The sequence below is a fragment of the Carnobacterium gallinarum DSM 4847 genome (assembly GCF_000744375.1).
GTDB lineage: Bacteria > Bacillota > Bacilli > Lactobacillales > Carnobacteriaceae > Carnobacterium > Carnobacterium gallinarum.
The window spans coordinates 21208-45964 of the sequence record NZ_JQLU01000001.1; the positions used below are offsets into that span (position 1 = coordinate 21208).

The following is a 24757-nucleotide window of genomic DNA, read 5'->3' on the forward strand; positions in this document are numbered from 1 at the left end:
TGCCTTTTCTTTCTTTTAAATAGGGAGAAGGAGGTGCAAGCATGGATCAGCGCCAAAAAAATGAACGGATCAATTTGATTTTAAAACTGCTAATGGCGATTTTATTTACGACCGGTGCCATTATTTTCAGCTATCCCTTTTTGTCCAATGCGGTGAATTCCTATTATGACCAAAAGATGATGGAAAAAAACTTGGCTGAGATGGCCGGAACAAATACCAAAGAACAAGCAAAAAGGTACCAAGAAATGGCCGAAAAAAATAAAGAGCTAGCTGAAAGTAAGAACATGACCAATATTCCTGGCATGGGACTGGTAGAAGACCCGTTTGAAAATGCGGTCGATGATGCCAAAGATCCGGGTAAAGCCTATTATGAAGAGCATACCGTGGGTGCTATCTATATTCCAAAAATTTCGGTCAGCTTACCTTTATTTGATGAAACCAATGCTGCTCTTTTGGAAAAAGGCGCGACGATTTTACAAGGAACGTCTTATCCGATCGGTGGCGATAGTACCCATTCGGTGATCTCAGGCCACAGTGGCTTGACGGAACGTAAACTTTTTACAGATTTAGAAAAGTTGGTGATTGGCGATGATTTTTATTTGACCATTGCTGGGGAAAAATTGGCTTATGCGGTCGATGACATCCAGATCGTTTTACCGTCGGATATCGACAAAGTGGTCATCCAACCGGGGCGGGACTTGGTGACCTTATTGACTTGTACACCTTATGGCATCAATACCCATCGTTTATTAGTCACTGGACACCGTGTGCCTTATGTGGAGGAAATGGCGGAGGAAGTGACCAGTACCAAAAAAGCGGTCGAACGGCGTTTTCGCTTGTATTTACTACTGATCCCGCTTTTCTTTGCCATGATTTTCTATTGGATGTATCGCAAGTTCGTCTATTATCAAAGTGGCAAACACAGTTATGACTTTTGTTTTTACTTATTGGAAAATGGTCAACCCAAAGCAGGCGTGACTTTTACCTTAGTGCGTAAAAAACGCTGGGCAACAGATGTCACTAACCAACCAGTTGCTGTAAGCCAGGTGGATGGATGGGTGTCTTTCCCTGAGATCAGAGGGGGTCGTTATTATGCCAAGGCGATCGATGGGTCGACAAAACCAGTTAAGGGCAAGGTCCGCCGTTTAAAAGATCGGCAGTTTGTTTTAAGCCGCGTCACGAAGAAAAAGCACGGTAAGAAAGTTACTTATTATCTGGAGAATGGAGCGAAAAAATGAAGAAAAATCGGCAAGTGAGCTCGCAAATTGCGATCATCCTCATTTTTTTGGTCGGCATCTTGACCATGCTCTATCCCTTTTATGTCGATGCGTTGAATAATGTGATCGATCAAGTGCGCGTCGATCGCTATTTGAAGGAAAGCCAGAAAGAATTTGAAGCCGAACGCAAGCGACTGGCGGAAGAAAATAGTAAATTGAGCGAAAGTGGGTTAGCTCCGGGTGCTGATCCGTTTGCGAATCCGAATGGCGGTACGGTTTCAGCTGCTTATTACAAAAAGCATTTGATTGGGACCATCAATATTCCTGATTTGGCCATTGAGTTACCGCTGTTTGATACGACCAATGATGATTTATTGGAACAAGGTGCGACGGTCCTAGATGGCACGTCCTTTCCTGTTGGTGGCGCAAGTACCCATGCGGTGATCTCGGCTCATCGTGGCTTGCCAGAACGGGAACTCTTCACCAATCTGCCGGAGCTTAAAAACGGTGATATTTTTCTGCTAAATGTCTTAGGGGAAACCTTGGCTTATGAAGTGTTCGACAGCCAAGTCGTGACGCCAGATCAGACTTCGGTTTTAAAGATCGAACCAGGCCAAGACTTGGTGACGCTCATGACCTGTACCCCTTATATGATCAATAGTCACCGTTTGTTAGTCACAGGAAAACGCGTGCCATATACACCGGCTGCCGAGAAAAAACAAGTCAAAGGTGATCGTTTTCGTAAGTTGAAACAAATCGCTATCTTGGCGGGGACGGCCCTGTTGATCTTAGCCGCTATTTATCAATTGTATCATGTGATCGCCCGTTACCGACTGCGGAAAGTGCGTTTTGATTTCACTGTTTGCTTAGAAGGCGTGGCAGAACATACACCAATCGCACTCTATGATAAAAAAGGGAAAAAGGCCCTGCGGCGTAATGGAAAAGCCTATCAAAAACAAACAGATCAAACCGGACAAGTCACTTTTACCGATCTACCAGGGGATTGCTATCGTTTGAAATTGGGCAAGAGTTGGTTGGTGCAGTTTGGTTTGAAGAAAAAAAAGAGGCCATCCAAGATTTGGAAGATAAATAAGAAAAAAGTTATGTTAAAAGAAGAAAGAATGCTAGAAGTCAAATAAAAAATGCTCATGTTATCAAATGATTTAAATCCATAAGATACACGTTTCATTGTTTAATATGGGTATTCTTAGCTTCTATTTTGTCATTGGTATGGGGATAAATCAATGCACTTCGTATACCTTCGTTATATTTGAGTAAATTTTGTAGTTTTTTCTAAATTCTTCGTCTAAACTTTCTGTAAGAAGTGGGAATTTAGGTGCACGGAAACTATACCAAGTTTTTTCATATTCCATCTGTTTTTAGTTAAGAAACGCCAATTTACTTTCAGTTTCTGTGCTTCATTTTTGAGCCCTTTTAATTGCAGCTTTTTCATCATTCTTACACGAAAGGCTTGAAACAGATGTTCCAGTGACCTCGTTTAGAGCGTACATTTATTCAAGAAAGTTTAAATAAGATATCAAAATGGCCGAAAACAGACACACAACTCGATTTATTTTTTAGGGTGAAGGAGAGAGTAGCACGAAAACTTTTAGTTGGCTTAGACTGAACGAAGTTACGGAAAGGCTACTAAAACGTCGAGGGCAGTGAGAGCGAAGTGAACACTTGATCTTTTGCATTTTTAATAGAATCTTAGACTATTATCCTAGTGAACTTTTTTCTAATACTTGACTTTCTTTGTATGATTAGAAATCCATATTTACCTTTAACGGAAAGAACTTTTTTATATTATTTTAGTTTTAACTACACCCGTTCATGGATATGCTATTATTCAAGAAATTGATAAGTTAAATGATGGATCAGTTAAGGTAGCAGCAGGAACTATGTATGGAGCGATTGAAAATTTACTTAAGCTTAATTTGATAGAAGAAATTCCAAGTAGACCTCATCGTCGCAAAGAGGGTAAAAATCTCTTAAAGGGATTTTTACCCTCTTTGCGACGATGAGGCCTTTGTTTTTCGTTCTTGTTTTTTGTTTGATTAACTAGGGGTCAATGGAACATCTTTACGAAAAGTTGCGGTATAAAAACGAAAGCTAGGTTGGAGTAACAACTTAGCTTTCGTTTTTTATATCTTCTATTTTTTTCAATTTCATTTTATTTATTTCTCGATAAAGCGTTCCTTGAGAAATAGTGGTAGATTCAAGAATTTCTTTAATCGAATAATCTCCACTGTCATACATTCTCATTGCTAAATTCAATTTTTCTTGAGGAATTTTTGGTCTTCCAATATTTACGCCACGTCTCCTGCTTGCAGTTATTCCTTCTTTTACACGCTCGGCTAATAAATTCCTCTCTAATTCAGCAATCACACTCATCATCTGGAGCATTGCTTTTCCGGTAGGCGTAGAAGTATCCATATTTTCTTTCAACGAAATGAATTCTACCTTTTCTTTTTCTAAGTGCTGAAGAAGAGTCAATATATCCAAAGTATTTCTACCAAGTCGAGAAATACTTTCTACAACTACTGTATCATTTGTCCGGATTATTTTTAACAGTTCTTCAATTCCTGGCCGTGACTTTTTTGTTCCAGTATATTTTTCTTTAATAATTTTTTCAACTCCATATTTTTTTAACTGATCTAATTGTCGATCTAGATGTTGCTCATCTTTTGACACTCTTGCGTATCCTATTATCATATAATTCCTCCTGATGCTCTTTTACTTTATTATCGGTAAATAACTATATTTTTGCAAGTGTTTCTTGTAAACTTATTTATAACTAGTTTTTGTAACTTAGAAAAGCTAGTTATTCAGTATCGAGTTTCAAAAAATATGAGGTTACAAAAACATTGGTTTTTGGTAACCACTCAGGGGGATTAAAATGGTAGAAATTGAACAATTGAAGGGACACCACAAAGAAGGATTTGGGAAATTTATAAATGAGCCATCTAAAGAACAACTTAATCTCTACTTTTATTTAAATGATTCTGATAAAGAGGTTATTGCAAAAATGAAAAAATCGTCCACAAAATTAGGATTCGCAGTTCAACTAGGAACCGTCAGGTTCCTCGGATGCTTTACATCTGATTTTGAAACACTTCCAATAGTGGTCATTCAGCATTTAGCTGCGCAACTAAATATTGACTACAAGGAATTTTATGGGTACACACGTAAACAAACAATTTGGCAACATATGAAACTTATACAAGACTACTATAACTATGTACTATTTACTGATAATGCAGTAGAAAAATATTTATCTGATTGGTTACTTGATCGGTCATGGTATACAACTGAGACGGATAATATGCTTTTTGATATGCTATTAAAAAAATGTTTGGATGAAAAAATTATTTTACCAGGTTTTTCTACTTTTGAACGCTTTGTATCTAAAATTATTGATTCTTCTGAAAAACAACTCTATAAATTACTTTCTGAGATTCCTGCTACATCAGAGGTAGAACGTTTGTTAGAATTATTTGATTTTGTTGGTGAGCCTATACGTGGTGCAACGCTTAAAATGGATATTTTACGAAGCCCTTTGATTGACGAAAGTCAAAAGGAGCTTATTCGTGGGTTTAATAGACTGATTATGTTCCAATCTTTTCATACAGAAAACTGGGACTTTTCTGTAATTCCTGAAGGGAAATTAAAAAAACTTGCCAGCTATGCTTTCAAAGCAAAAGCTCAAGCTATACAAAGAATGCCACTAAATCGCCAAATAGCTCATTTAGTGGCATTTGTTTATGAACATCAGAAAAAAGCAATGGACGAACAACTTTTAGCACTATCAAAATATGTAGATGCTATTTTTAGACGTGCAAAAAATAAAGAAATAAAAGATCGAATGAGAACAATAAAAGATTTAGATCGAGCTGCTCTTACGTTATCAAAAATTGTAGAACTTTTATTTGACGAATCCATTACTAACCAAGAAATTCGAAAAGTTATTTCAGATAAATTTCAAAAAGAAGAAATGGATGCAGCCATTTTTCAAGTTAAGGATATTGTTCGTAACGAGCAAGAACCCATTGCAATTAATGAACTTCGCAAAGCATTCAGGAAAATTAAAAAGTTCATCCCCTCTATTCTTTTATCCATTAACTTTGAAGGTAACAATTACGGGGCAGATAGCTTAGTCGTTTGGGAAAAGATAAAAGAAGTTTTTCCAAAACCAATAACACTAGACCATTTTTATGATATTGAACCCTGTTTATCTAAAAAATGGCAATATTATATACATGAAAATCCCACTTCAGTAAATCAGTGCGTGTTAATTGCTGGGCTAGAACTTCTCTTTCAAGGATTAAAAAAGCATGACATATTTGTTACTAATAGTGAAAAATATGCAGACCCAATGAGCTATTTATTGGATGATTCTACGTGGATAGAGCAACGGGAAGTTTTGATTACTCAACTTGACTTACCTTCTTCAGGCACCTTAGCTGTACAAAAATTAAGCGAAGATTTGTCTCTATCTTTTATAGAAACACAATCAAATTGGGATGCATCTAATATGGCAAGGCTTGAAGAAATAAATGGTGAAGTAAAAGTAGTTGTTTCAAATTTGAAAAAGGGAAATGAGCAGCCTAATGAAAAAGAGTTTAAATCACGTGTGCGCCAACTCATGCCTAGCATTGATTTATCCGATTTATTATTGGAAGTAAACCAACGAGTTGGGTTAACTCAATCCTTTAAACATTTAAATGAGAAAGAATCCAGAATGAAACAGTTAGATATTAGTATTTTAGCAGTATTGTTAGCGGAATCATGTAATATTGGATTTTCTCCAGTTTCCAAAAATAATATTGATAGTTTGAAGTATGATAGGCTCACCTATGTAGCTCATCAATACTTACGTATTGATACCTTAACTGCAGCTAATCAAAAAATTATTCATTCACATAAGAAATTGGAACTGGCTCTTGCTTGGGGAAATGGAGAAATGGCGTCTGCAGATGGAATTCGGTATATAACACCGCAAAGATCACTTTACTCTGCTAGTAATCCAAAATACTTTGGCAAAGGCCGAGGAATCACTTTCTATAACTTTGTTTCAGATCATTATATTGGTTTCCATGGAATGGTTGTATCAGGCACGTTAAGAGACTCTCTTTACTTATTAGAGGGACTTCTTAATCAAACCAGCGGATTACAGCCCACTCAGATAATGACAGATACAGCTGGATATAGTGACCTTATTTTTGGATTATTTGGACTACTAGGTTTTCAATTTAGTCCTAGAATTGCGAATAAACATGGTACCAAACTATGGAGAATTGAAAAAAATGCTGATTATGGTTTATTGAATGATGTTACTAAAAGTCGAATTAACACTGATTTAATTGAAGAACATTGGGAAGATATACTTCGAGTAGCAGGTTCCCTGAAATCTGGTAAAGTCAATGCAACTGAACTAACTCGAGCGTTACAACGATCTGGTCAACCAACTTCACTTGGAAAAGCAATTACAGAATATGGAAAGGTTTATAAGACCAAACATCAACTACGCTATCTTTCAGATGAAATTTATGCTCGTCAAATACTTGAACAGCTAAATAAGGGTGAATCACGTCATGCACTTTGCAGAAGTATATTTTACGGAAGAAATGGAAAATTATATCAAACTTATATTGATGGAATGGAGGAGCAGTTAACCTCTTTAAGCGTTGTAACAAATGCAGTAATTTATTGGAATACACTGTATCTTGAAAAAGTATTGGAGCAGATGAAAGTAGAAGGATATGACTGTTCAGAAGAACTTATAGGAAAATTATCTCCACTTTTATTTGAGCATATAAACTTTGTTGGTAAATATTCATTCCAGTATAATCAAGGTCTAGAAGACGGATCATTACGACCATTAAAAACACCTGATTCTCTCTAATGTTCGTGTTTATAAAGATACCGCAACTTTTCGTTCGATTGTTCCAGACAATTTTGGAGCCTTAAAGTCTAAAAAAAATAGAAATGCTGTTAAATCAGCGTTTCTATTTTTTAATAGTCGATTATACCGCAACTTTTCGTTAAGATGTTCCATTGACCCCATCTTTTGCAATTCAGCCGTTAGGTTGACGGCTAAATTCGAATCTAATTCGGTTGCGTTCGTTTGCTCGTGCCATCTGATTGACATTGTTCCCAATCGCACGTAATTGCTTGGCAATCTCCACGGCTCCTGGTCGGTCAATTTTCGGCGTGACGAGCTTAGCCCCTTGTGCCTTGCTTTTTACAAAAGCCGGCACACTCATTTGAAAAATTTCAGCGGAGCGCTTCAACTTTTCAAATTCGGATTCGCTCACTCGAAAGCTAATTTGTTTCGGCTCTTTTCGCTTCGGTTTGGCCTCCGTAAAAGGGGCCTCAAAAATCTCTCGTTCGCTCACTAGTCCCACCCCCTGTTTTTCTTCTCTGTCGTTCAGAAAGAAGCATAACACTAAGGCGCACTTGGCTGTTAGTGTTATGCTTCTTTAAGGGGTTTGGCAAGCTCTATGTTTGCTAGCCACTTCGTGGCGCAAACGACCTTGTTGGGGGACGCGCTGCTCCCCCAATCCCCCTGAAAAACATGGTCAAAACGTGTCCGTTTTGAGCCAGAAAAAGAGACGGGAAATGTGTCCATTTCGGTCTCTTTTTTTTGCAAGATCAAGCCGTTTTTTTTCGTCGTTTGCGTCGAAAAAAATGGCCCTTTATGCACTGTCTTTTTTCGGTAGTTGTCCGAAAAAAGACAAGCTCATTACATAAAAAAAAGATAGAAATTCACTTTTAAAAAAGTGAATTTCTATCTTTCGTAGTGCGTCCAAGCCGACCAAATAATGACTTCTTTTGCGTCATTATCAACCGAGTAAACCACTCGGTGTTGAATATTTAATCGTCGGGAATAGTTATCTTTTAAATTTCCGACTAGCTTCTCATAAGGCGGTGGATTTTGAAACGGGTTCTCTTTTAAAATTTCCATTATATCTTTAAATTTTTGCTCTAAATGAGCCGATTTTAAATTTTTAAGGTCTTTCATTGTTGATTTTGCTAACTTTATAGAGTATCCCAATCGATATCCTCCAATGCAACAAACTCATTTTCTTGTTCACGCTGGTGGATCACATCTGCTACGCCAGCAGATTGAAGGTATAATGTTTCTTGAATTGCGTCCCAGTCTTTTTTACTGACCATAACGGCTTCACTTTCTTCGTTTTTGCCAGAGATATAAATGGGTTCGTTAGTTTTATTGACGTCTTTCAATAGTTGATAAAAGACTTTTCTAGCTTGGCTAGGGTTTACGATAGACATAAGCTATTCCTCCCTTTAACATCTTTCTTACTATTGTAACGTACTTGTTTAAGTACGTCAAAGATGTTGTGAATACATGAAATTGCTTAGAATCATGTATTGCAAAATAAGAGATTAATTTGACAAACCGTCATAAAAATAAAAACCAGTCAAAACTAATAATATAGGTATTCCATAAGCTAAAACTCCTATTAATCGATCTACTAAAAATAAATAAAAAAATTCTTTTCAATTTTTATTTATGGTATGATATAAATAAAGTAAAGTTATTCGTCTAGGTTAATCTTATTAATACTCTTTCTCACTAGTGTTGCATGCAACACTAGTGAGAAAGAGCATTAAATATACTGCAAGGCAAGACATTTGGTAATTGAAGAATAACAAGCAAAAAAATAGCAGTCAGGTCTCTTGACAAAGTATAGTTGCTATTCTTTTTTTAGGCCCTACTTTAATGAAATTTTTGTTTGGAGGGAACGACTTCATTCCTTTGATTATTTCAGTTGAATTTAATAGAGAAGCCTGGCGTCTATTAAGAAATACTTTTCTTGATGAGCGTCAATTTTTTTAACGGAAATCTATCCTATACTAAATTCAGTAAAGAAAAAGGAGGAATCAAAGAAAGCTATTTTAAACAAACGAAAATTATAGGAGGAATAAATCATGACTGAAAATAAAGCTACTCAAGAAAGAACACCCCAAGAAAGATTGCAAGAAGAACAAGAACACAAGGAACATGTTCATCATACGAAAATTAATGCAGCGGCCATTGCGGATCATCTTTTAGGCAACATGCATACATTACATGTGAAACTGCACCAATATCACTGGTATGTAAAAGGAGCCAATTTCTTTACGTTGCATGAAAAATTTGAAGAGTTGTATAACGAAAATGAAAAATGGTTCGACAAACTTGCGGAGCGTCTAATTACTTCTGGGCATAAACCTGCTTCGACAACGGTTGAATTTGAAAAATATTCGATGCTTTCGGAAGATGCAGTTAATAAATACGCTAAAGCAGAAGACATGGTTGAAAATATTATCGAGGACTTCAGAAGCACTCGTGACCTAACTATTCGCGCGATTCGTTTAGCTCAAGACGAGGGTGACGATGCTTTAGAAGATACATTGATTGCTTTTAAAAATGACTTAGACAAGAACATTTGGATGCTGCAAGCGTTCATTGGTAAAGAAGCATTAGAAGATGATGACGCTCTTGATGAGGATGAAGATTAAGGTAAAAGTAGAAGCTGATTTAGGGATTGGAATTCTTTCCAGTCCTTTTTCCATTTTCTTGATGTGCATCAATTTTTTTGTAGTAAGAGACTTATATAATAAAAGCAGCGAATATAAACAAAATAAATAAAGGGGGAGAATGAATTGACTAAACATACCCATCATGAAATTGGCGACCACGCAGCCTGTATCCGCTTGGTTCCAATATTCAATCACTTAGAGGATAGCGCGATGAATTACATTGCTGAAAAAGCCCACACGAAACAGTATCAAAAAGGAGAGTTTCTGTTTCGTTCACAAGAAAAAGAGGATACTTTATATATTATCAATCGTGGGAAAATCCGTATTTATCGATTGGCAGACTCTGGCAAAGAGCAGCTAGTGCGGATCTTGAACCCTGGTGATTTCACCGGAGAATGGACCTTGTTCAACCCGGATGCAGTACACGAGGAATATGCCGAAGCAACCCGAGATACCGTTGTCTGTATGATTCAGCAAAAAGATGTCCAAGATTTTCTGGAACAATACCCAGCTATTTCTTTAAAACTATTGGCGGAAATGTCTAAACGGTTAGAAAGTTCAGAACGTCAAACGACACAAGTAGCCGTGGAGAGTGTCATTACCCGTTTAGTTTTGTTTTTGGCAGAAAATGTGGAACCTGAAATGGGCAACTCTCCCACCATCACCCTGTCGATGGCAAAAAAGGACATTGCTTCCTATTTAGGAACGACACCTGAGACCATCAGTCGCAAATTTGGAGAATTGGAGGACGAGGGATTGATTCAACAGCTGTCTGGGAAAAGGATCAAGATTCAGGATTTAGATGATTTATTGCTTTACAGCGAATAATCGGACACACTTTTTTCTACACGTTGGTGTTCTGTCGCTCTTCATTAACAACGGGACAGAACTCAGTGCTTTTGCTTCCATCTGTCCGTTTTTGGCTTTTTTAAGACAGAACGACCTTCATTCATTGGAAAAATAAAAGCACAAACATGATAACCCTCAAGTTTTTTTGTTTTATTTTTCTTTAAGATAGGGTTGTCGAACAAAACGTAAAAATAAGTAGGGGTGAATGTGCATTGTTTTTGGGTGATAGTTGCCATCACGTTGTCAGCAGCGGGTGCATTCTTTGTCGTCCCTTTCACCAAGAACACGATTGGCGGCGAAGCAAAAACGTCTAACGTTGTTGAGGCAGATAGGTTAGCTATGGAAAAAGAAGAGGAAGTTGTAAAAGGAGCCGGTGTAATCGGACACGGAAAAGTGGCGTATTACGAAGCGAGTGACCAGGGAGATAAAAGTGTATTCACTGTTTGGTTTCCATGGAGCTTAGCCGGAATCTTGTTCAGCATCACCATGACTAGAATGACGCGAAAAATTGAAGAAATGGAGCAAATAGAATGGGATTCGTATTAGGCGTTTTGAATCCCCATGTGGTGGAGATTGGTTCTGTTGTGATTCATTGGTATGGAGTCATTATTGCAGCGGGCATATTAGCGGCTCTCCAGTTGAGCACCAAGGAAGCAAAGAAAAAAGGTACTTCTTTGGCACTCGTTCTTGATATTTTAGCGCCCAATGTATTGTTAGCCCAGTCCATTGGTCGTTGGGGCAATTTTATGAATCAGGAAGCTCATGGTGGACCGGTTACTCGTCAATTCTTGGAAAATCTTTATTTACCTGAATTTATCATTGAACAAATGAATATCAATGGTACCTACTACCATCCGACTTTTTTATACGAGTCATTGTGGAGTTTGTTGGGCTTTGTCCTCATCGTCACTATACGGAACCGAAAACAGCTTTTGCGTCAAGGAGAAGTCGCTTTGAGTTACGTTTTGTGGTACTCAGTGGGTCGGTTCTTCATTGAAGGTATGCGAACGGACAGTTTATGGATTGGCGAGTGGATCCGCGTTTCGCAAGCCTTGTCTCTGGCCCTGTTTATTGGCGCGATTGTAGTATGGTTTATACGCAGAAAAGATTATCCACCAATTTCTTATTATTCTGATGGCAATAAGGGGCAGAAAAAGACTATTAAGATGGTGAATTGAGCAAAAAGATAAAAAGAAGTGCAAAACTTGATATGTGTCAATTTTCGTTTGCTAAAAGTGAGCTATACTACAGTTGTAAAAAGGAAAAGGCAGTGTTCATTAATCTGCTGCCGATAAAATAAAAACACATAAAGGAGATAGGAATTATGGAAAAAGCTATATTGCAATTAGAAACGTTGTCTTGTCCAAGTTGTATGCAAAAAATTGAAGGTGCCGTGAAATCAGTTAACGGTATTGATAAAGACAGCATTAAAGTATTATTCAACTCCAGCAAAGTCAAAACCAATTTTGATTCAGCTGTCACTTCGATTGAAGAGATTCAAAAAGCTATCGAAAACGTAGGCTATCCGGTCCTTAAAGCAAAAGTCAAGGCCGCTTAACAGATTAAATGAACTAGGCAATTCTGGAAGAAAAGCTATTTTTCCAGGATTGCTTTTTTTGTTGCAATCCGATTCGAGGTGCTTAGAAACGATAAAAGAGAACTTTCTAAACTTGATGTCAGTCAATTAATTAGTTAGGCAATTATCTTATACTGTGTTTATCAATAAAAGAGAAATTAAATTTGGAGGGAAAAAGCATGCAACAATATATATTAAGCAAGAAAAATGTTATCACCGTCATCAGTGGATTGTTAATCGTACTCGGTTTCTTCAGTCACTTTGTTTTAGAAAACGTAGGACTTTCAGAGTGGTCTTTGATCATCGCCTCTGTCTTTGGGATTACGCCAATTGCCATTCAAGCGTTTCAAGCAATGAAAGTCAAAGTCATCAGTATTGATGTCTTAGTCAGTATTGCAGCGATTGGTGCGCTTTTTATTCAAAATTATGAAGAATCGGCTATTGTCACGTTCTTATTCTTATTCGGACACTACTTGGAACAACGAACATTGAACCAAACGCGATCTGCTATCAAAGAATTGACTGAAATGGCACCCGAAAGCGCCTTGAAACAAATGGATAATGGCGAATTTGAAGAAGTAGAAGTGGATGATGTAGATGAAGGGGATATCTTGCTCGTTAAAACGGGTGCGAAAGTTCCAGTAGATGGTACAGTCCTTACGGGTGAAGGGCATATCAATGAAGCTAGCATTACAGGTGAAGCTGTTCCGGTCAACAAGCTAGCTGATGCAGAAGTTTTTGCAGGAACCATTTTAGAAAACGGAACGATTCAAATCAGAGCTGACCGAGTTGGTGAGGACACCACATTTGGAAAAATTATTGAACTCGTGGAAGAAGCACAAGATTCTAAATCCGAAGCGGAACGGTTCATTGATCGCTTTTCTAAATACTACACACCAGCTGTCTTGGTTCTGGCAATTGTTGTATGGGCGTTCAGTCAAAATATTGAGTTAGCAATCACCATCTTGGTTCTAGGTTGCCCAGGCGCATTAGTTATCGGAGTGCCTGTCTCAAACGTTGCCGGTATTGGGAATGGTGCTCGTAACGGTGTTCTTTTAAAAGGGAGTGAAGTCATTCAAGACTTCAGCAATGTGGATACAATTGTATTTGATAAGACAGGTACTTTAACTGTCGGAAACCCAACCGTTGCAGCGACTGAACTGTATGAAAAAGATTCTGCTGAAACGCTTGGCTATCTGGCCAGTGTGGAACGGGAATCAGATCATCCATTAGCAAAAGCGGTCTTAAATCAAATTGGAGAAACAAATTTTTATCCTGTTGAAGGAACTGAAGTCGTGAAAGGCGGCGGAATCGTTTCAAGTGTAGCTGGACATAGAGTGGCTGTTGGGAATGTGGCCTTGATGGAAAAAGAAAATGTCACTCTCAGCAAAAAAGTGCAAAAAGATGTCAAACGGTTTGAACAACAAGGGAACTCTCTCGTTTTGACAGCGGTCGACGGTGAATTAAAAGTACTGATGGGCATTCGCGATCAAGTCCGTCCGGGTGTGAAAGCTAATTTGCAGGAATTAAAAGACTTGGGCGTGAAAAATCTAGTCGTTCTTTCAGGAGATAACCAAGGAACCGTTGATGTGGTCGCCGGCGAACTTGGTTTGACCGAAGCTCACGGCCACATGTTGCCGGAAGACAAATCGGCTTATATCGGAAAACTTCAACAACGTGGTCAAATTGTAGCCTTTGTTGGAGATGGCGTTAACGATAGTCCGTCCTTAGCTTTAGCAGACATTGGCATCGCAATGGGAAGCGGAACGGACGTAGCGATTGAAACATCCGATGTCGTTTTAATGAACTCGAACTTCAGCAACTTGCCTCACGCATTAGGAATAGTAAAAGCCACCGCAAATAATATGAAACAAAATATCGCGATTTCAATTGGAGTAGTGTTGGTCTTGTTGACCAGCGTCTTCTTCAGCGAATGGATGAATATGTCTATCGGAATGTTGGTTCATGAAGGTAGTATCTTGGTGGTAATTTTCAATGCCATGAGATTAATGAAGTATAAGTTGAAAGGTCGAAAAGAACAAAAAGAAGTATCAGCACCTGCAGAGAAAGTAAAAATATCTTAAGAATAAATTAGAAGAGGCTGAGACAATAGTCCATCCTTGAAATGACAAAAGCGGAAACTCAGATTTTTAAATCTGGGATTTTCCGCTTTTTTGAGTTTAAAAAATCTAATAATAAAATTTAAATTCCTATTAAGTTGTAACACATGAAATTGGATAAAATCATGTATCAAGAATCCTATACCTATAGGGTTCTTTTTTTATACCGGTGTCCAATACATGATTTCGTGGTATAATGAACGAAATCATGTATCTGTTTTGTGAGAGGAGAGACCATTTCAATGAGTTATAATGTACAACCATTACGAACGCAGCAAGAAATCAACGACTTTTTATTCTGTTTGAGACGCAACAAAAACGCTGAACGCGACGTTTTCTTGTTTTTGATCGGCATTAATAGCGGTTTGCGCATGTCCGATATCGTGAAATTAAAGAAAAAAGACGTGATTTCCTCGAAAAACCCACGTATTGTGGAGCAAAAAACCGGAAAAACACGCATTTTATATTTAAGCAGCTTACAGGAGTTAATCCAGGACTACACGAAAGACTTGGAACCAGAGGATTATTTGTTTCCCAGTACCAAAGGCGGTCATTTAGAAGTCAATACGGTCTATCAGATGTTTCAAAAGGTCGCTAAGCTGTTAGGAAGAGACGATATTGGGACGCACACGCTGCGGAAGACGTTTGGCTACCATTACTATAAGAAAACCAAAGACGTTGCCACACTGATGGAAATTTTCGGTCACAGCAGCGAAAAAATCACCAAACGCTATATCGGGATCAATGAAGACGAAATTAGTGAAACCTTGTTAAATTTCAGATTAGGTTTTTAAATTTTGAGTCCTTTTTAGCACCTTTTATTAACTATAATTTAGATGTAAAAGGCTTTTAGTGTTATGAGAGCAGTATTATAAAGACTTTTGATAGTGAAACTACTAGAAATTCACTAAAGTAAATGTAAGGAGATTATATGAATTTAGCGACTAGATTAAAACAAAAAAGAAACGATTTACAACTGACTCAAGAAGAAAAAATACATGTATCACGGCAAACTATTTCAAATTGCGCGTAATTGCTTGGCAATCTCCAAGACTCCTGGTCGGTCAATTTTCGGCTTTACGAGCTTATCCCCTTGTTTTTCTTCTCTAATGGTCAGAAATGAGCATAAAACACTGAAACGCTTTCGGTTTCTATTTTTATGCTCGAACATATGGGATTAGTAAGCTCTATGTTTGCTAGCCACTTCGTGGCGCAAACGACCTTTTTTGGGTAAAATCAAGTAGGATTTTTTCGTCTTTTCCGTCGGAAAAACTACGTATTTCAGATCATAAAAAATCTAATTTTTTTCTGAAAAATTGATAACTGATTCCAGTTTTATTTAATTTAATAGAACTTTAAGAAACTTATAATGAAGAAAGGAAAAGCTACTAGCTTATGCTAGTAGCTTTTCCTCAAGACTGCCCTTTTACAAGCGTCTTCGCCTTACGGCCTAGTATATAAATTAAAATTAATTTTGAGGCTGCCCTTTTACAAGCTCCTCCGCCTTACGGCCTACGTTTATTATATTACCACAAATACTTTTAGAATCAACTAAAATCTCCCAATTTTTTCCATTCTATAATGCTAGGTTCTCCCATTCTATCGAGTAATGGTAATATTAAATATTTTTTTCTGATAGATACATTTCTATCATAATATCTGACTACAACTTTTCTAATAGGTTTAATATCATTAAAAAGAGCTAGGACTTTTAATGCGTCAAATAGACGAATCCGATATTGATTATTCCTTCTACGACCTTGATAAGAGTTAGGAGATAACGTATTAAGTTCTAAATTCGTAATTAAATCGTTGTTGATAGGATATGATCCGGAACTTCTGAATCGATTAATAAGTTCAAAATGGGCACATGTATTCCTTAGATCTTTTATTATTTCTATAGAATTAATAAATAAATCTTTATTAGCAAGAATTAAATTAAAATCTTTAAGAACCTCTTTAAGAACAGGACGTTTCAAAAGTCTAACCATTGATAAAAGATCTCCCATGTTAAAAGACTTAATTACAACCCAAAATGGAGGTTTTGTATATCTACCTATGTAAGGTTTTATGTTCTTCAAATATTCAACATAATCAAGATTATGACGTTGACCATACGAATAAGTGGTTTTGAATAAAATAAATTTATTCTCGCGATAATCTTTACACGCTGGATGTCTAGGTCCATAAGAATTAGAAGGATCTTCGTAATTATCTTTTGAAAGATACTCCAATGTATCAAGTGGTTCAAAACAGAATGTCTCGCAGAAGTGATATGCTAACGAAGTTTTTAATTTGCTTTCAAATAAAGAAATCACCGCTAATATTTCCTTACTTAACTCTTTATCAAAAGCATACAGCGATAAAAAGTCATCAAAACTTTTATTTTTGTAGCCTAGACTTTTATTGTCTTTATCCACTAAAAGAAGTGTTTCAAAACAGTCAAGTCCATAATCCTGTGTAAAATACTATACAACGTTTCTATTGTTTCTTACTTGCTAAAATTTATATACTTTCTTGTAGAACTAATCCATTCTTCATGCAGGTCCATAAGAACTGCCCCAATCAATCGATTGGCTGAAGCATGATTTGGAAAGATTCGAATGATCTTTTCTCTTCTGCGAACCTCTTGGTTTAATCGTTCAAGAAGATTGGTACTTTTTAGTCGATTGTGGGAGTTACCTAGGACAGTATATTGAAAGGCATCTTCGAAGCCATTATCTAAGGTCTCGTAAGCTTTTGTGTATTTCTTTTGGTCGTAGTATTCTTCAACCAGACGATTTTTAGCTTCTCGTGCTAAATTAATATCCGTAAACTTGAAGATAGCTTTTACAGCTTCTCTAAAAGGTTTAGAATTCTTCTTAGGAATTGTTGTAAAGATATTTCTTAAGAAGTGAACTTGGCATCTCTGCCAACTTGCGTTGGTAAAGGATTTACGAATCGCAGATACTAAGCCTTTATGAGCGTCAGAAATAACGAGTTCTACACCTTGTAATCCTCTTTCTTTTAAGTATTCAAAGAAGTTAGACCATGTGTTATCACTCTCTTCATTTTGAATCATGAAGCCAATAATTTCACGATCGCCATCTTTGGTTATTCCAATCGCAATGTGACAACTCTTAGAAAGTACTCGATTATCTTCTCTAATCTTTATGTACAGGACATCAGTCATCAAGTAAGGATAGTTTATATCTGAAAGCGATCGATTTTGCCATTCATTGACCAGAGGGTCTAACTGTTCAGTCAGACTAGAAACAAAGGACTTAGAAACTGATTTACCACATAACTCCTCAACAATCTTAGAGACTTTACGTGTTGAAACGCCTGAAACATACATCTCAAGCATTGAAGCAAGCAGCGCCTTTTCATTTCGCTGATACCGCTCAAACACCGTCGGTGAAAACTCACCATCACGTGTTCTAGGTACTCTTAATTCAAGTGTACCAACGCGAGTCGTAAAGTCACGCTCGTAGTAGCCATTTCGTTGACTCTGACGACTTTCAGATCGTTCATAGTCATCAGCTTTAATGTATTCTGTTCGTTGGTTTTCCATCAACTGATTGAAAACTGTCGTTAAAATATTTTTAGACACATCATCTTTAACGGAATGTTCAATAATACTTTGAACCTCTTCGTTGTTCAGTGTAAAATGTACTTGGGTCATGTAAAGTCCTCCTGGGTATGTTTTTAATGGTTAAAAACATTGTACCGTAAAAGGGCTGTTACATGGCCTTTTAACTTTTACACAATTATATGGACTTTATCATCGTCATTCCTCCTGCTATCTTTTTCTATTATTCTACCTTATTTGATAGTAGATTTAAAACTTTGCAACAGAACCAAAAGTAGTTCATACTCTAATAAACGTTTGACTATTTGAGTGTAAATGTATAGAATGATATTACATCATTAAAATGTGTGTTTGAATAATACGAAAGGAGGAAATACTGTGATTAAAGATTACTGTGAAGTTTCGCTTTTTGATCAAGAAAAAGTTTCCAGGGCTAAAAGAAACCTGTCAGAGCAAAAACCAGTGGAGGCAGCACAAGTTTTTAAGGCCCTCTCTGATGATACAAGGATAAAGATTGCCTACGCTTTATTATTAGAGGACGAGTTATGTGTTTGTGATGTTGCAAATATCGTAGGCTCTACTACTGCAACAGCATCCCATCACTTAAGGTTGCTAAGAACTTTAGGTTTAGCCAAGTATCGTAAAGAGGGGAAATTAGTTTTCTACTCATTGGATGATGACCATGTAAAAAATCTCATAAAAATTGCTTTTGCACACCAAAAGGAGGTCGTTAAAGTTGAGTGAAACAATAACATCAGCAGAGAAAAATGTGTACCGAGTTGAGGGGTTATCTTGCGCAAACTGTGCCGGGAAGTTCGAGAGAAACGTCAAAGACATACCAGGAGTACAGGACGCCAAAGTGAACTTCGGCGCCTCCAAGATCTCCGTTTACGGCGAGCCAACGATCGAAGAGCTAGAAAAAGCGGGTGCTTTTGAGAACTTGAAAGTAATTCCGGAAAAAACGAGACGTCAAGTACCACAAGAGATGAATCAAGAAAAAAATGTATACCGAGTTCAAGGTTTTTCATGTGCAAATTGTGCAGGGAAATTTGAAAGAAATGTTAAAGAGCTTCCAGGTGTTCAAGATGCCAAGGTAAACTTTGGGGCATCAAAAATATCGGTTTATGGTGAAACTTCCATTGAAGAATTAGAAAAGGCTGGCGCTTTTGAAAACTTAAAGGTGGCTCCTGATGAACGGAGACAACAGGCTTCTCAAGAGGGGAAAGAGGTTAAAAAAGAAGAAAAAGTGCCATTCTATAAAAAACAGAGCACTTTACTCTATTCAGCCTTATTTCTTGTCTTTGGTTACCTTTCCTCATCTGTTAATGGGGATGAGAACATTGTTACTACATTATTATTTGTAGCATCTATGTTAATCGGAGGATTATCACTCTTTAAAGTCGGTTTACAAAACTTGATTCATTTTGACTTTGACATGAAAACCCTTATGACAGTAGCTGTTATAGGTGGTGCCATTATAGGAGAATGGGCTGAAGTTTCCCTTGTTGTCATACTCTTTGCGATTAGTGAAGCTCTGGAACGGTTTTCTATGGACAAAGCTAGACAATCGATTCGTTCATTAATGGACATCGCGCCAAAGGAAGCCCTTGTAAGGCGGAATGGGCAAGAAATCATGATCCATGTTGATGATATCATGGTTGGAGATATTATGATTGTTAAACCTGGTCAAAAGATTGCCATGGATGGTGTCGTTGTCAGTGGTTACTCTGCCGTCAATCAGGCAGCTATAACAGGTGAGTCAGTCCCTGTTGCCAAAATCGTTGATGATGAAGTATTTGCTGGTACTTTAAATGAAGAAGGGTTACTTGAAGTAAAAATAACCAAACTAGTAGAAGATACAACGATTTCTAAAATTATTCATCTTGTAGAGGAAGCCCAAGGGGAACGCGCTCCATCTCAAGCGTTTGTTGAAAAATTCGCTAAATATTATACACCAATCATAATGGTCATTGCTGCATTAGTTGCTATAGTCCCGCCTTTATTCTTTGGTGGCAGTTGGGAAACATGGGTTTATCAAGGGTTAGCTGTTCTTGTTGTTGGTTGCCCTTGTGCGTTGGTCATATCGACTCCTATTTCTATTGTTTCAGCGATTGGGAATGCTGCGAAAAAAGGTGTCCTTGTAAAAGGAGGGGTTTATTTAGAAGAATTGGGAGCCTTAAAGGCCATCGCATTTGATAAAACCGGTACACTGACAAAAGGTGTTCCAGTTGTAACAGACTTTACAGTATTAAATAAAAAAATGGAAGAGAAAGAATTGCTTTCCATCATTACAGCTCTTGAGTACCGTTCGCAGCACCCTCTTGCTTCAGCGATTATGAAAAAAGCAGAACAAGAAAATATCTCTTATTCAGATGTAAATGTGGAGGATTTTTCTTCTATTACGGGTCGAGGTATAAAAGGGTTTATAAACGGAACAACCTATTATATAGGCAGTCCAAAACTTTTCAAGGAATTATTTGTTCCCGACTTTAGCCAAGAGTTCGAGGATAAGGTTAGACACCTCCAAAATCAAGGGAAAACTGCGATGATAATTGGTACAGAACAAAATATTCTTGCAGTTATTGCCGTAGCAGATGAAGTTCGTGAATCAAGCAAAGATGTGATTCAAAAGCTACATCAGTTAGGGATCAAACAAACAATAATGCTAACTGGCGATAATCAAGGTACTGCAAAGGCAATAGGAGAGCATGTTGGAGTATCTGATATTCAGGCAGAATTAATGCCTGAAGATAAGTTGGACTATATCAAAAAATTAAGATCCGAGTATGGAAAGGTAGCTATGGTGGGCGATGGCGTTAATGACGCCCCTGCGTTAGCAGCTTCTACAGTGGGAATTGCCATGGGTGGTGCTGGTACAGATACAGCTATTGAGACGGCAGACGTTGCGTTAATGGGAGATGATTTGAGAAAACTTCCATTTGCTGTAAAACTAAGCCGTAAAGCTCTAAATATAATTAAGGCTAACATTACCTTTGCTATTGCTATTAAAGTCATTGCATTACTACTAGTTATACCTGGTTGGCTAACGCTTTGGATTGCCATTCTTTCAGATATGGGGGCAACTCTTTTGGTAGCATTAAATAGTTTACGACTTATGCGGGTTAAAGAATAAAAGTGAAGGCTTTCCGTTTGTTTGGAAAGCCTCTTTATCATAATTTTCAAATAGTTGATTTGATTTAGATAGAAACCTTTCAAATAGGGTATATGTAAAAATATCAGGTTATGTAGATGAATAGTTAAAATCTTTACATAATACTTTAAAATCGCTAGGAGGAAACAAAGATGACTGAGAAAGCACAAAAAGACGTAGATGTGTTAATTATAGGCGCGGGATCAGGCGGTTACGTTGCTGCCATACGCGCTGCTCAATTAGGAAGAAAAGTGGTCTTGGTGGATAAAGCAGAATTGGGAGGGGTTTGCCTCAACCGTGGCTGTATCCCCTCCAAGGCTCTTATTAGCGCTTCTGAGCGAGTCAAACACATAAAGGGCGCCAATCTAATGGGAATAAAAGTTTCTGGTGAAGTGGAAGTAGATATGCCGGAAGTAGTGAAGTGGAAGGACGGCATTGTTAATAAACTAACGAGTGGGGTTCAATCCTTGCTAAAAGGCAATGGGGTGGAAGTCATTAGTGGGGAAGCGTATCTCACTGAACATCATACTGTAAGGATAAGAACCGAAAACGGTGAGCAGTTCTATTCTTACAAAGACTTAATCCTTGCCAACTGAGTTAAAAAATATGCCATTTGATAGAAAAAGGATTATCTCTTCAACGGAGGCATTGACGCTTCAGGAAATACCGAAGCATTTGATTGTAGTGGGTGGCGGTTATATCGGTTTAGAATTGGGGACTGCTTATGCCAAATTTGGGGCTAAGGTGACCATCCTTGAGGGAACCGATACAATTCTCCCGGGTACGGATTCTATGCTTACAAATGTAGTAAAACGCCATTTGAAGGAGCTTGGAGTCACCGTTATAACGAATGCTTTCGTCCAAGGCGGAGAGAATACAGGTAATGAAGTAAATGTTCAGGTTCAGGTAAATGGGAAGGACGAAATTGTTAATGGGGACTATTGTCTAGTTTCCATTGGAAGAAAACCCAATACAGGGAACAGTGGCTTGGAAAACATCGGGGTCGAATTAGACCAGCGCGGTTTTATTAAAATCAATGAAAAATGTCAAACAAATGTTGAACATGTCTATGCTATTGGAGACTGTGCAGGCGGCCATCTTCTTGCCCATAAAGCTAGTTACGAAGGGAAAATCGCTGCAGAAGTGATTAGTGGGATGAAGAGTGCGATTGATTTTCAAGCAATGCCTTTTGTCATCTTTAGTGACCCAGAAGTCGCTTATACAGGGTTAACGGAGAGCGAGGCAAAGGCAAAGGGATATGAAACGATTGCCAGCCGTTTTCCATTCCAAGCAAACGGAAGAGCTCTATCTGTTTCGGACGCTGATGGTTTTGTCCAGATTGTCGCGGAGAAGGACACCAATTTGGTGCTAGGTGTGCAAATGGTAGGACCAGAGGTATCCTCTCTCATTGCTGAAGCTGTCTTTGCAATTGAGGCCGGAGCAACTGCAGAAGATCTCAGCCTCACCATCCATGCACATCCAACCTTGCCGGAACCACTCATGGAAGCTGCTGAAGGGGTTTTGGGGCATGCTATCCACATGCTCAATAAGAAACAGTAAGTAGAAACCAAAAAGCTGGGACAATCAATGTTACCTGATTGAAGCAAAAAGAAAGCTAGTAAAACCTTAATCTGGACTCTATAAAGTGAGCTCTTAAAAAGAGATCCTTTATAGAGTCTTTTTTTGTACCCACAATGGAAGCTAAAGAAGCTGATTCCGGTGGAATACCGGAATCAGCTTCTGAGATAAACTGCCTGAGCTCTCTTTAGTTATCCTTGGCTTGGAGCCTAGCTTAGCCATTTTTGCCTGCCTATCCAGCAACCCGGCAGTTCATTTCCTTTTCGCCCCTTCCTAATCCCTTTTGGACGTAGTTCCCTCTTCTTTTTCGAAAAAGAGGAGGTAGACGATCATGGTACCCACTCCGATGGTGAGGAAAACATCTGCCACGTTGAATATCGGGAAATCAATGAAATCGAATCGGAGCATATCCACCACATAGCCGAGACGCATGCGGTCAATGAAGTTGCCCAAAGCCCCCGCCAGGATGAAGGAGAAGCTGATACCGGCCAAAATGCTCCTTTGCGGCAGGTTATGGAAGGTGTAGACCAGATACCCCACCACCAGGACGGTGATGATGAAGAAGAGGCCCATCCTCCCTTGCAATATCCCCCAGGCGGCCCCACGGTTCTGGATGTAGTACAGGGAAAAAATATTTGGGATAACTTCCAGCTCATCGTACAAGGCGAAATTCTGGACGATTCCCCACTTCACTAGTTGATCTATGGCAATCAAAACAGCTGCCAGTAAGTAATATAAAATCATACAGCAACCTCTCTTTATCAGTAATACAAGCACTATTCATTGTAGACGACAGGAACGAGGAAGTAAAGTTCTTCGTCGGAACATTATTCGCCTACTGGTTCTGTTGCAAAGTTTTAAATAAAGAATAAAATCCCTTACGGTATCTATGATTTAAGCTGGGATTCCCAATAATACCTTGATTTCAGTAGACACCGAAAAGCCGAAGAGCGTTCCATTTCTTCGGTTCTTTTTATATATTCCTCGAATGGTCTCCATGCCCTTAATCGTGGAAGAGGCTGTACGGAGACTTTGATAAAATTTATTCCGTCGTTTAATAGGTCGATGGTCTTGTTCTATTAAATTGTTAAGATACTTCACAGTTCGGTGCTCTGTCTTAGTATATAAACCCACACTCTGTAACTTTCTAAAGGCGGAGCCAAGAGAAAGTGCTTTATCGGTCACAATTGCTTTCGGCTCACCAAACTGTTTATGGAGTCGTTTTAAGAAAGCATAGGCTGCTTGCGTATCCCGTTTCTTTCGTAACCAGATATCTAAGGTTAAGCCGTCCGCATCAATTGCACGATAAAGATAATGCCAACGTCCCTTAATTTTGATATAGGTTTCGTCCATTTTCCATGAATAGAAGGATTGTCTATTTTTCTTCTTCCAAAGATCATAGAGGACTTTGCTGTACTCTTGCACCCAACGATAAATCGTAGTATGACAAACATTTATTCCACGATCATATAACAATTCCTGAACTTCACGATAGCTTAGATTGTAACGCAGGTAGTAACCAACAGTGACAATAATGACGTCTTTTTTGAATTGTTTGCCTTTAAAATAATTCATTACTCTGTCCTCTCTGTCTTTTTTCTCAATTTTACACTAAAATAGATTTTTTGGAAACTTTGCAACAGAACCACATATTGGCTATACAAAAGATCATATTAATCAGTCAGTTATCATAAACGCTCGGAGTGGATCATATTATTTTGTGCCTAATTTAGGATGGATTGACAAAAAAGCTTTTAATGTAAATATTCAAAGGCAAGTAGATGCAATTAAGAGTACAAATGTTACAACCAATAAAAAATGGATAATGAGAGAGAAAAGAAATCATTTAACCGTTTTAGATACTAACATGACTATTGATACATTGCCTTGGGGGCAAAAAGGGTTTAAGAATATTGGAAGAGCTAATAGCTATGCAAATAACTATGTAAGTATTACTCAAGATGCAGGTTCTTATTTTTATAGTCCAGATTTAAGAGGTTGGATAGACAAAAAGAGTTTGAGTACAAATTAATTATTCATATTAATTAAAGATAATAAAAGACCAACAGGGTATACTTAGTTGTCATTTTCATTAGTTAGTATTATATTAGGGTTTGTCGAATGACAACTAAGTTGTGCAATTAT

23 protein-coding genes and 2 pseudogenes are annotated in these 24757 nt (G+C 37.9%); 16 read left to right on the forward strand and 9 right to left on the reverse strand.

What is annotated here, in order from left to right:
• Positions 1-41 precede the first annotated feature (41 nt).
• Both BR43_RS00100 and BR43_RS00105 read left to right on the forward strand, forming a co-directional pair.
• The gene (locus BR43_RS00100) at positions 42-1238 is read left to right on the forward strand and encodes a class C sortase (protein ID WP_034558114.1); all 1197 of its coding nucleotides are present in this window, start codon (positions 42-44) and stop codon (positions 1236-1238) included.
• A complete protein-coding gene (locus BR43_RS00105) occupies positions 1235-2356 on the forward strand; it encodes a class C sortase (protein WP_034558116.1) in 1122 nt (373 codons plus the stop codon). The genes BR43_RS00100 and BR43_RS00105 overlap by 4 nt, the downstream gene beginning before the upstream one ends.
• A 2-nt stretch (positions 2357-2358) precedes the next feature.
• Here the strand turns inward: BR43_RS00105 and BR43_RS20380 are convergent.
• Positions 2359-2706 (reverse strand): annotated as a pseudogene (locus tag BR43_RS20380) (transposase); the annotation flags it as partial.
• A 270-nt stretch (positions 2707-2976) separates the two neighbouring features.
• Between BR43_RS20380 and BR43_RS19360 the strand changes: the two are divergent.
• Positions 2977-3241, forward strand: a pseudogene (locus BR43_RS19360) (PadR family transcriptional regulator).
• 106 nt (positions 3242-3347) lie between these two features.
• Here BR43_RS19360 and BR43_RS00110 read toward each other — a convergent pair.
• Entirely contained in the window at positions 3348-3932 is a 585-nt protein-coding gene (locus BR43_RS00110) for a recombinase family protein (RefSeq protein WP_010051903.1), read from the reverse strand.
• Positions 3933-4116: 184 nt separating this feature from the next.
• Here BR43_RS00110 and BR43_RS19365 point away from each other — a divergent pair, with 184 nt between their 5' ends.
• A complete protein-coding gene (locus BR43_RS19365) occupies positions 4117-7122 on the forward strand; it encodes a Tn3 family transposase (protein ID WP_084679661.1) in 3006 nt (1001 codons plus the stop codon).
• 172 nt (positions 7123-7294) lie between these two features.
• Here the strand turns inward: BR43_RS19365 and BR43_RS00120 are convergent, their stop codons facing one another.
• From BR43_RS00120 to BR43_RS00130, 3 genes are all read right to left on the reverse strand, one after another.
• Positions 7295-7615 (reverse strand): plasmid mobilization protein, encoded by a 321-nt coding sequence (locus BR43_RS00120; protein WP_087064520.1) that lies wholly within the window; start codon positions 7613-7615, stop codon positions 7295-7297.
• A gap of 392 nt (positions 7616-8007) precedes the next feature.
• Positions 8008-8274 carry a Txe/YoeB family addiction module toxin gene (locus BR43_RS00125; RefSeq protein WP_022797157.1) on the reverse strand — a complete coding sequence of 89 codons (267 nt, stop codon included), beginning with the start codon at positions 8272-8274 and terminating at the stop codon, positions 8008-8010.
• Entirely contained in the window at positions 8259-8513 is a 255-nt protein-coding gene (locus BR43_RS00130; RefSeq protein WP_010620828.1) for a type II toxin-antitoxin system Phd/YefM family antitoxin, read from the reverse strand. Before BR43_RS00130 ends, BR43_RS00125 begins: the two co-directional genes overlap by 16 nt.
• Positions 8514-9173: 660 nt before the next feature.
• On the opposite strand from BR43_RS00130, the gene BR43_RS00135 reads away from it, so the two are divergent.
• The 7 genes from BR43_RS00135 to BR43_RS00165 all read left to right on the forward strand — a co-directional run bounded on the left by BR43_RS00135 (position 9174) and on the right by BR43_RS00165 (position 15106).
• The gene (locus BR43_RS00135; protein ID WP_002292150.1) at positions 9174-9746 is read left to right on the forward strand and encodes a Dps family protein; all 573 of its coding nucleotides are present in this window, start codon (positions 9174-9176) and stop codon (positions 9744-9746) included.
• 144 nt (positions 9747-9890) lie between these two features.
• On the forward strand, positions 9891-10595 hold the full coding sequence (locus BR43_RS00140; protein ID WP_002293764.1) for a Crp/Fnr family transcriptional regulator: 705 nt from the start codon (positions 9891-9893) through the stop codon (positions 10593-10595).
• 228 nt (positions 10596-10823) lie between these two features.
• Positions 10824-11162 (forward strand): hypothetical protein, encoded by a 339-nt coding sequence (locus tag BR43_RS00145; RefSeq protein WP_002300938.1) that lies wholly within the window; start codon positions 10824-10826, stop codon positions 11160-11162.
• Entirely contained in the window at positions 11147-11794 is a 648-nt protein-coding gene (gene lgt / locus BR43_RS00150; protein WP_034558129.1) for a prolipoprotein diacylglyceryl transferase, read from the forward strand. The genes BR43_RS00145 and lgt overlap by 16 nt, the downstream gene beginning before the upstream one ends.
• A 146-nt stretch (positions 11795-11940) precedes the next feature.
• Positions 11941-12174, forward strand: coding sequence for a heavy-metal-associated domain-containing protein (locus BR43_RS00155; RefSeq protein WP_003103602.1), 234 nt, complete (start codon positions 11941-11943; stop codon positions 12172-12174).
• Between the two features lie 197 nt (positions 12175-12371).
• Positions 12372-14276 carry a heavy metal translocating P-type ATPase gene (locus BR43_RS00160; RefSeq protein WP_034558133.1) on the forward strand — a complete coding sequence of 635 codons (1905 nt, stop codon included), beginning with the start codon at positions 12372-12374 and terminating at the stop codon, positions 14274-14276.
• A 278-nt stretch (positions 14277-14554) separates the two neighbouring features.
• Positions 14555-15106 (forward strand): tyrosine-type recombinase/integrase, encoded by a 552-nt coding sequence (locus BR43_RS00165; RefSeq protein ID WP_034558135.1) that lies wholly within the window; start codon positions 14555-14557, stop codon positions 15104-15106.
• Positions 15107-15859: 753 nt separating this feature from the next.
• Here the strand turns inward: BR43_RS00165 and BR43_RS00170 are convergent.
• On the reverse strand, positions 15860-16732 hold the full coding sequence (locus BR43_RS00170; RefSeq protein WP_034558137.1) for an Abi family protein: 873 nt from the start codon (positions 16730-16732) through the stop codon (positions 15860-15862).
• A 71-nt stretch (positions 16733-16803) separates the two neighbouring features.
• Entirely contained in the window at positions 16804-17976 is a 1173-nt protein-coding gene (locus BR43_RS00175) for an IS256 family transposase (RefSeq protein ID WP_034558139.1), read from the reverse strand.
• A gap of 285 nt (positions 17977-18261) precedes the next feature.
• On the opposite strand from BR43_RS00175, the gene BR43_RS00180 reads away from it, so the two are divergent.
• The 4 genes from BR43_RS00180 (at position 18262) to BR43_RS20530 (ending at position 22594) form a co-directional block, all read left to right on the forward strand.
• On the forward strand, positions 18262-18627 hold the full coding sequence (locus BR43_RS00180) for an ArsR/SmtB family transcription factor (protein WP_034558141.1): 366 nt from the start codon (positions 18262-18264) through the stop codon (positions 18625-18627).
• Complete coding sequence (locus tag BR43_RS00185; protein ID WP_034558144.1) at positions 18620-21016, forward strand: heavy metal translocating P-type ATPase; 2397 nt, start codon at positions 18620-18622, stop codon at positions 21014-21016. Before BR43_RS00180 ends, BR43_RS00185 begins: the two co-directional genes overlap by 8 nt.
• Positions 21017-21186: 170 nt before the next feature.
• A complete protein-coding gene (locus BR43_RS20525; protein ID WP_211252883.1) occupies positions 21187-21630 on the forward strand; it encodes an FAD-dependent oxidoreductase in 444 nt (147 codons plus the stop codon).
• A gap of 10 nt (positions 21631-21640) precedes the next feature.
• Entirely contained in the window at positions 21641-22594 is a 954-nt protein-coding gene (locus BR43_RS20530; RefSeq protein WP_211252884.1) for an FAD-dependent oxidoreductase, read from the forward strand.
• Between the two features lie 291 nt (positions 22595-22885).
• On the opposite strand, the gene lspA is transcribed toward BR43_RS20530, so the two are convergent.
• Together lspA and BR43_RS00200 are read right to left on the reverse strand one after the other, a co-directional pair.
• Positions 22886-23356: a signal peptidase II gene (lspA, locus tag BR43_RS19380; RefSeq protein WP_007725803.1), complete on the reverse strand. Its 471-nt coding sequence runs from the start codon at positions 23354-23356 to the stop codon at positions 22886-22888.
• A gap of 150 nt (positions 23357-23506) precedes the next feature.
• Positions 23507-24187: an IS6 family transposase gene (locus BR43_RS00200; protein WP_034558148.1), complete on the reverse strand. Its 681-nt coding sequence runs from the start codon at positions 24185-24187 to the stop codon at positions 23507-23509.
• A 145-nt stretch (positions 24188-24332) separates the two neighbouring features.
• Here BR43_RS00200 and BR43_RS20275 point away from each other — a divergent pair, with 145 nt between their 5' ends.
• Positions 24333-24644, forward strand: a complete 312-nt coding sequence (locus BR43_RS20275) for a GW dipeptide domain-containing protein (protein WP_245617782.1) — start codon at positions 24333-24335, stop codon at positions 24642-24644.
• Positions 24645-24757 lie beyond the last annotated feature (113 nt).

Excerpts from the sequence above, each read along its gene's own strand:
- BR43_RS00100 (WP_034558114.1), top strand. The coding sequence starts at position 42 with ATGGATCAGCGCCAAAAAAATGAACGGATCAATTTGATTTTAAAACTG.
- BR43_RS00105 (WP_034558116.1), top strand. The coding sequence starts at position 1,235 with ATGAAGAAAAATCGGCAAGTGAGCTCGCAAATTGCGATCATCCTCATT.
- BR43_RS00110 (WP_010051903.1), bottom strand. The coding sequence starts at position 3,932 with ATGATAATAGGATACGCAAGAGTGTCAAAAGATGAGCAACATCTAGAT.
- BR43_RS19365 (WP_084679661.1), top strand. The coding sequence starts at position 4,117 with ATGGTAGAAATTGAACAATTGAAGGGACACCACAAAGAAGGATTTGGG.
- BR43_RS00130 (WP_010620828.1), bottom strand. The coding sequence starts at position 8,513 with ATGTCTATCGTAAACCCTAGCCAAGCTAGAAAAGTCTTTTATCAACTA.
- BR43_RS00135 (WP_002292150.1), top strand. The coding sequence starts at position 9,174 with ATGACTGAAAATAAAGCTACTCAAGAAAGAACACCCCAAGAAAGATTG.
- lgt (WP_034558129.1), top strand. The coding sequence starts at position 11,147 with ATGGGATTCGTATTAGGCGTTTTGAATCCCCATGTGGTGGAGATTGGT.
- BR43_RS00155 (WP_003103602.1), top strand. The coding sequence starts at position 11,941 with ATGGAAAAAGCTATATTGCAATTAGAAACGTTGTCTTGTCCAAGTTGT.
- BR43_RS00160 (WP_034558133.1), top strand. The coding sequence starts at position 12,372 with ATGCAACAATATATATTAAGCAAGAAAAATGTTATCACCGTCATCAGT.
- BR43_RS00165 (WP_034558135.1), top strand. The coding sequence starts at position 14,555 with ATGAGTTATAATGTACAACCATTACGAACGCAGCAAGAAATCAACGAC.
- BR43_RS00175 (WP_034558139.1), bottom strand. The coding sequence starts at position 17,976 with ATGACCCAAGTACATTTTACACTGAACAACGAAGAGGTTCAAAGTATT.
- BR43_RS20525 (WP_211252883.1), top strand. The coding sequence starts at position 21,187 with ATGACTGAGAAAGCACAAAAAGACGTAGATGTGTTAATTATAGGCGCG.
- BR43_RS20530 (WP_211252884.1), top strand. The coding sequence starts at position 21,641 with ATGCCATTTGATAGAAAAAGGATTATCTCTTCAACGGAGGCATTGACG.
- lspA (WP_007725803.1), bottom strand. The coding sequence starts at position 23,356 with ATGATTTTATATTACTTACTGGCAGCTGTTTTGATTGCCATAGATCAA.
- BR43_RS00200 (WP_034558148.1), bottom strand. The coding sequence starts at position 24,187 with ATGAATTATTTTAAAGGCAAACAATTCAAAAAAGACGTCATTATTGTC.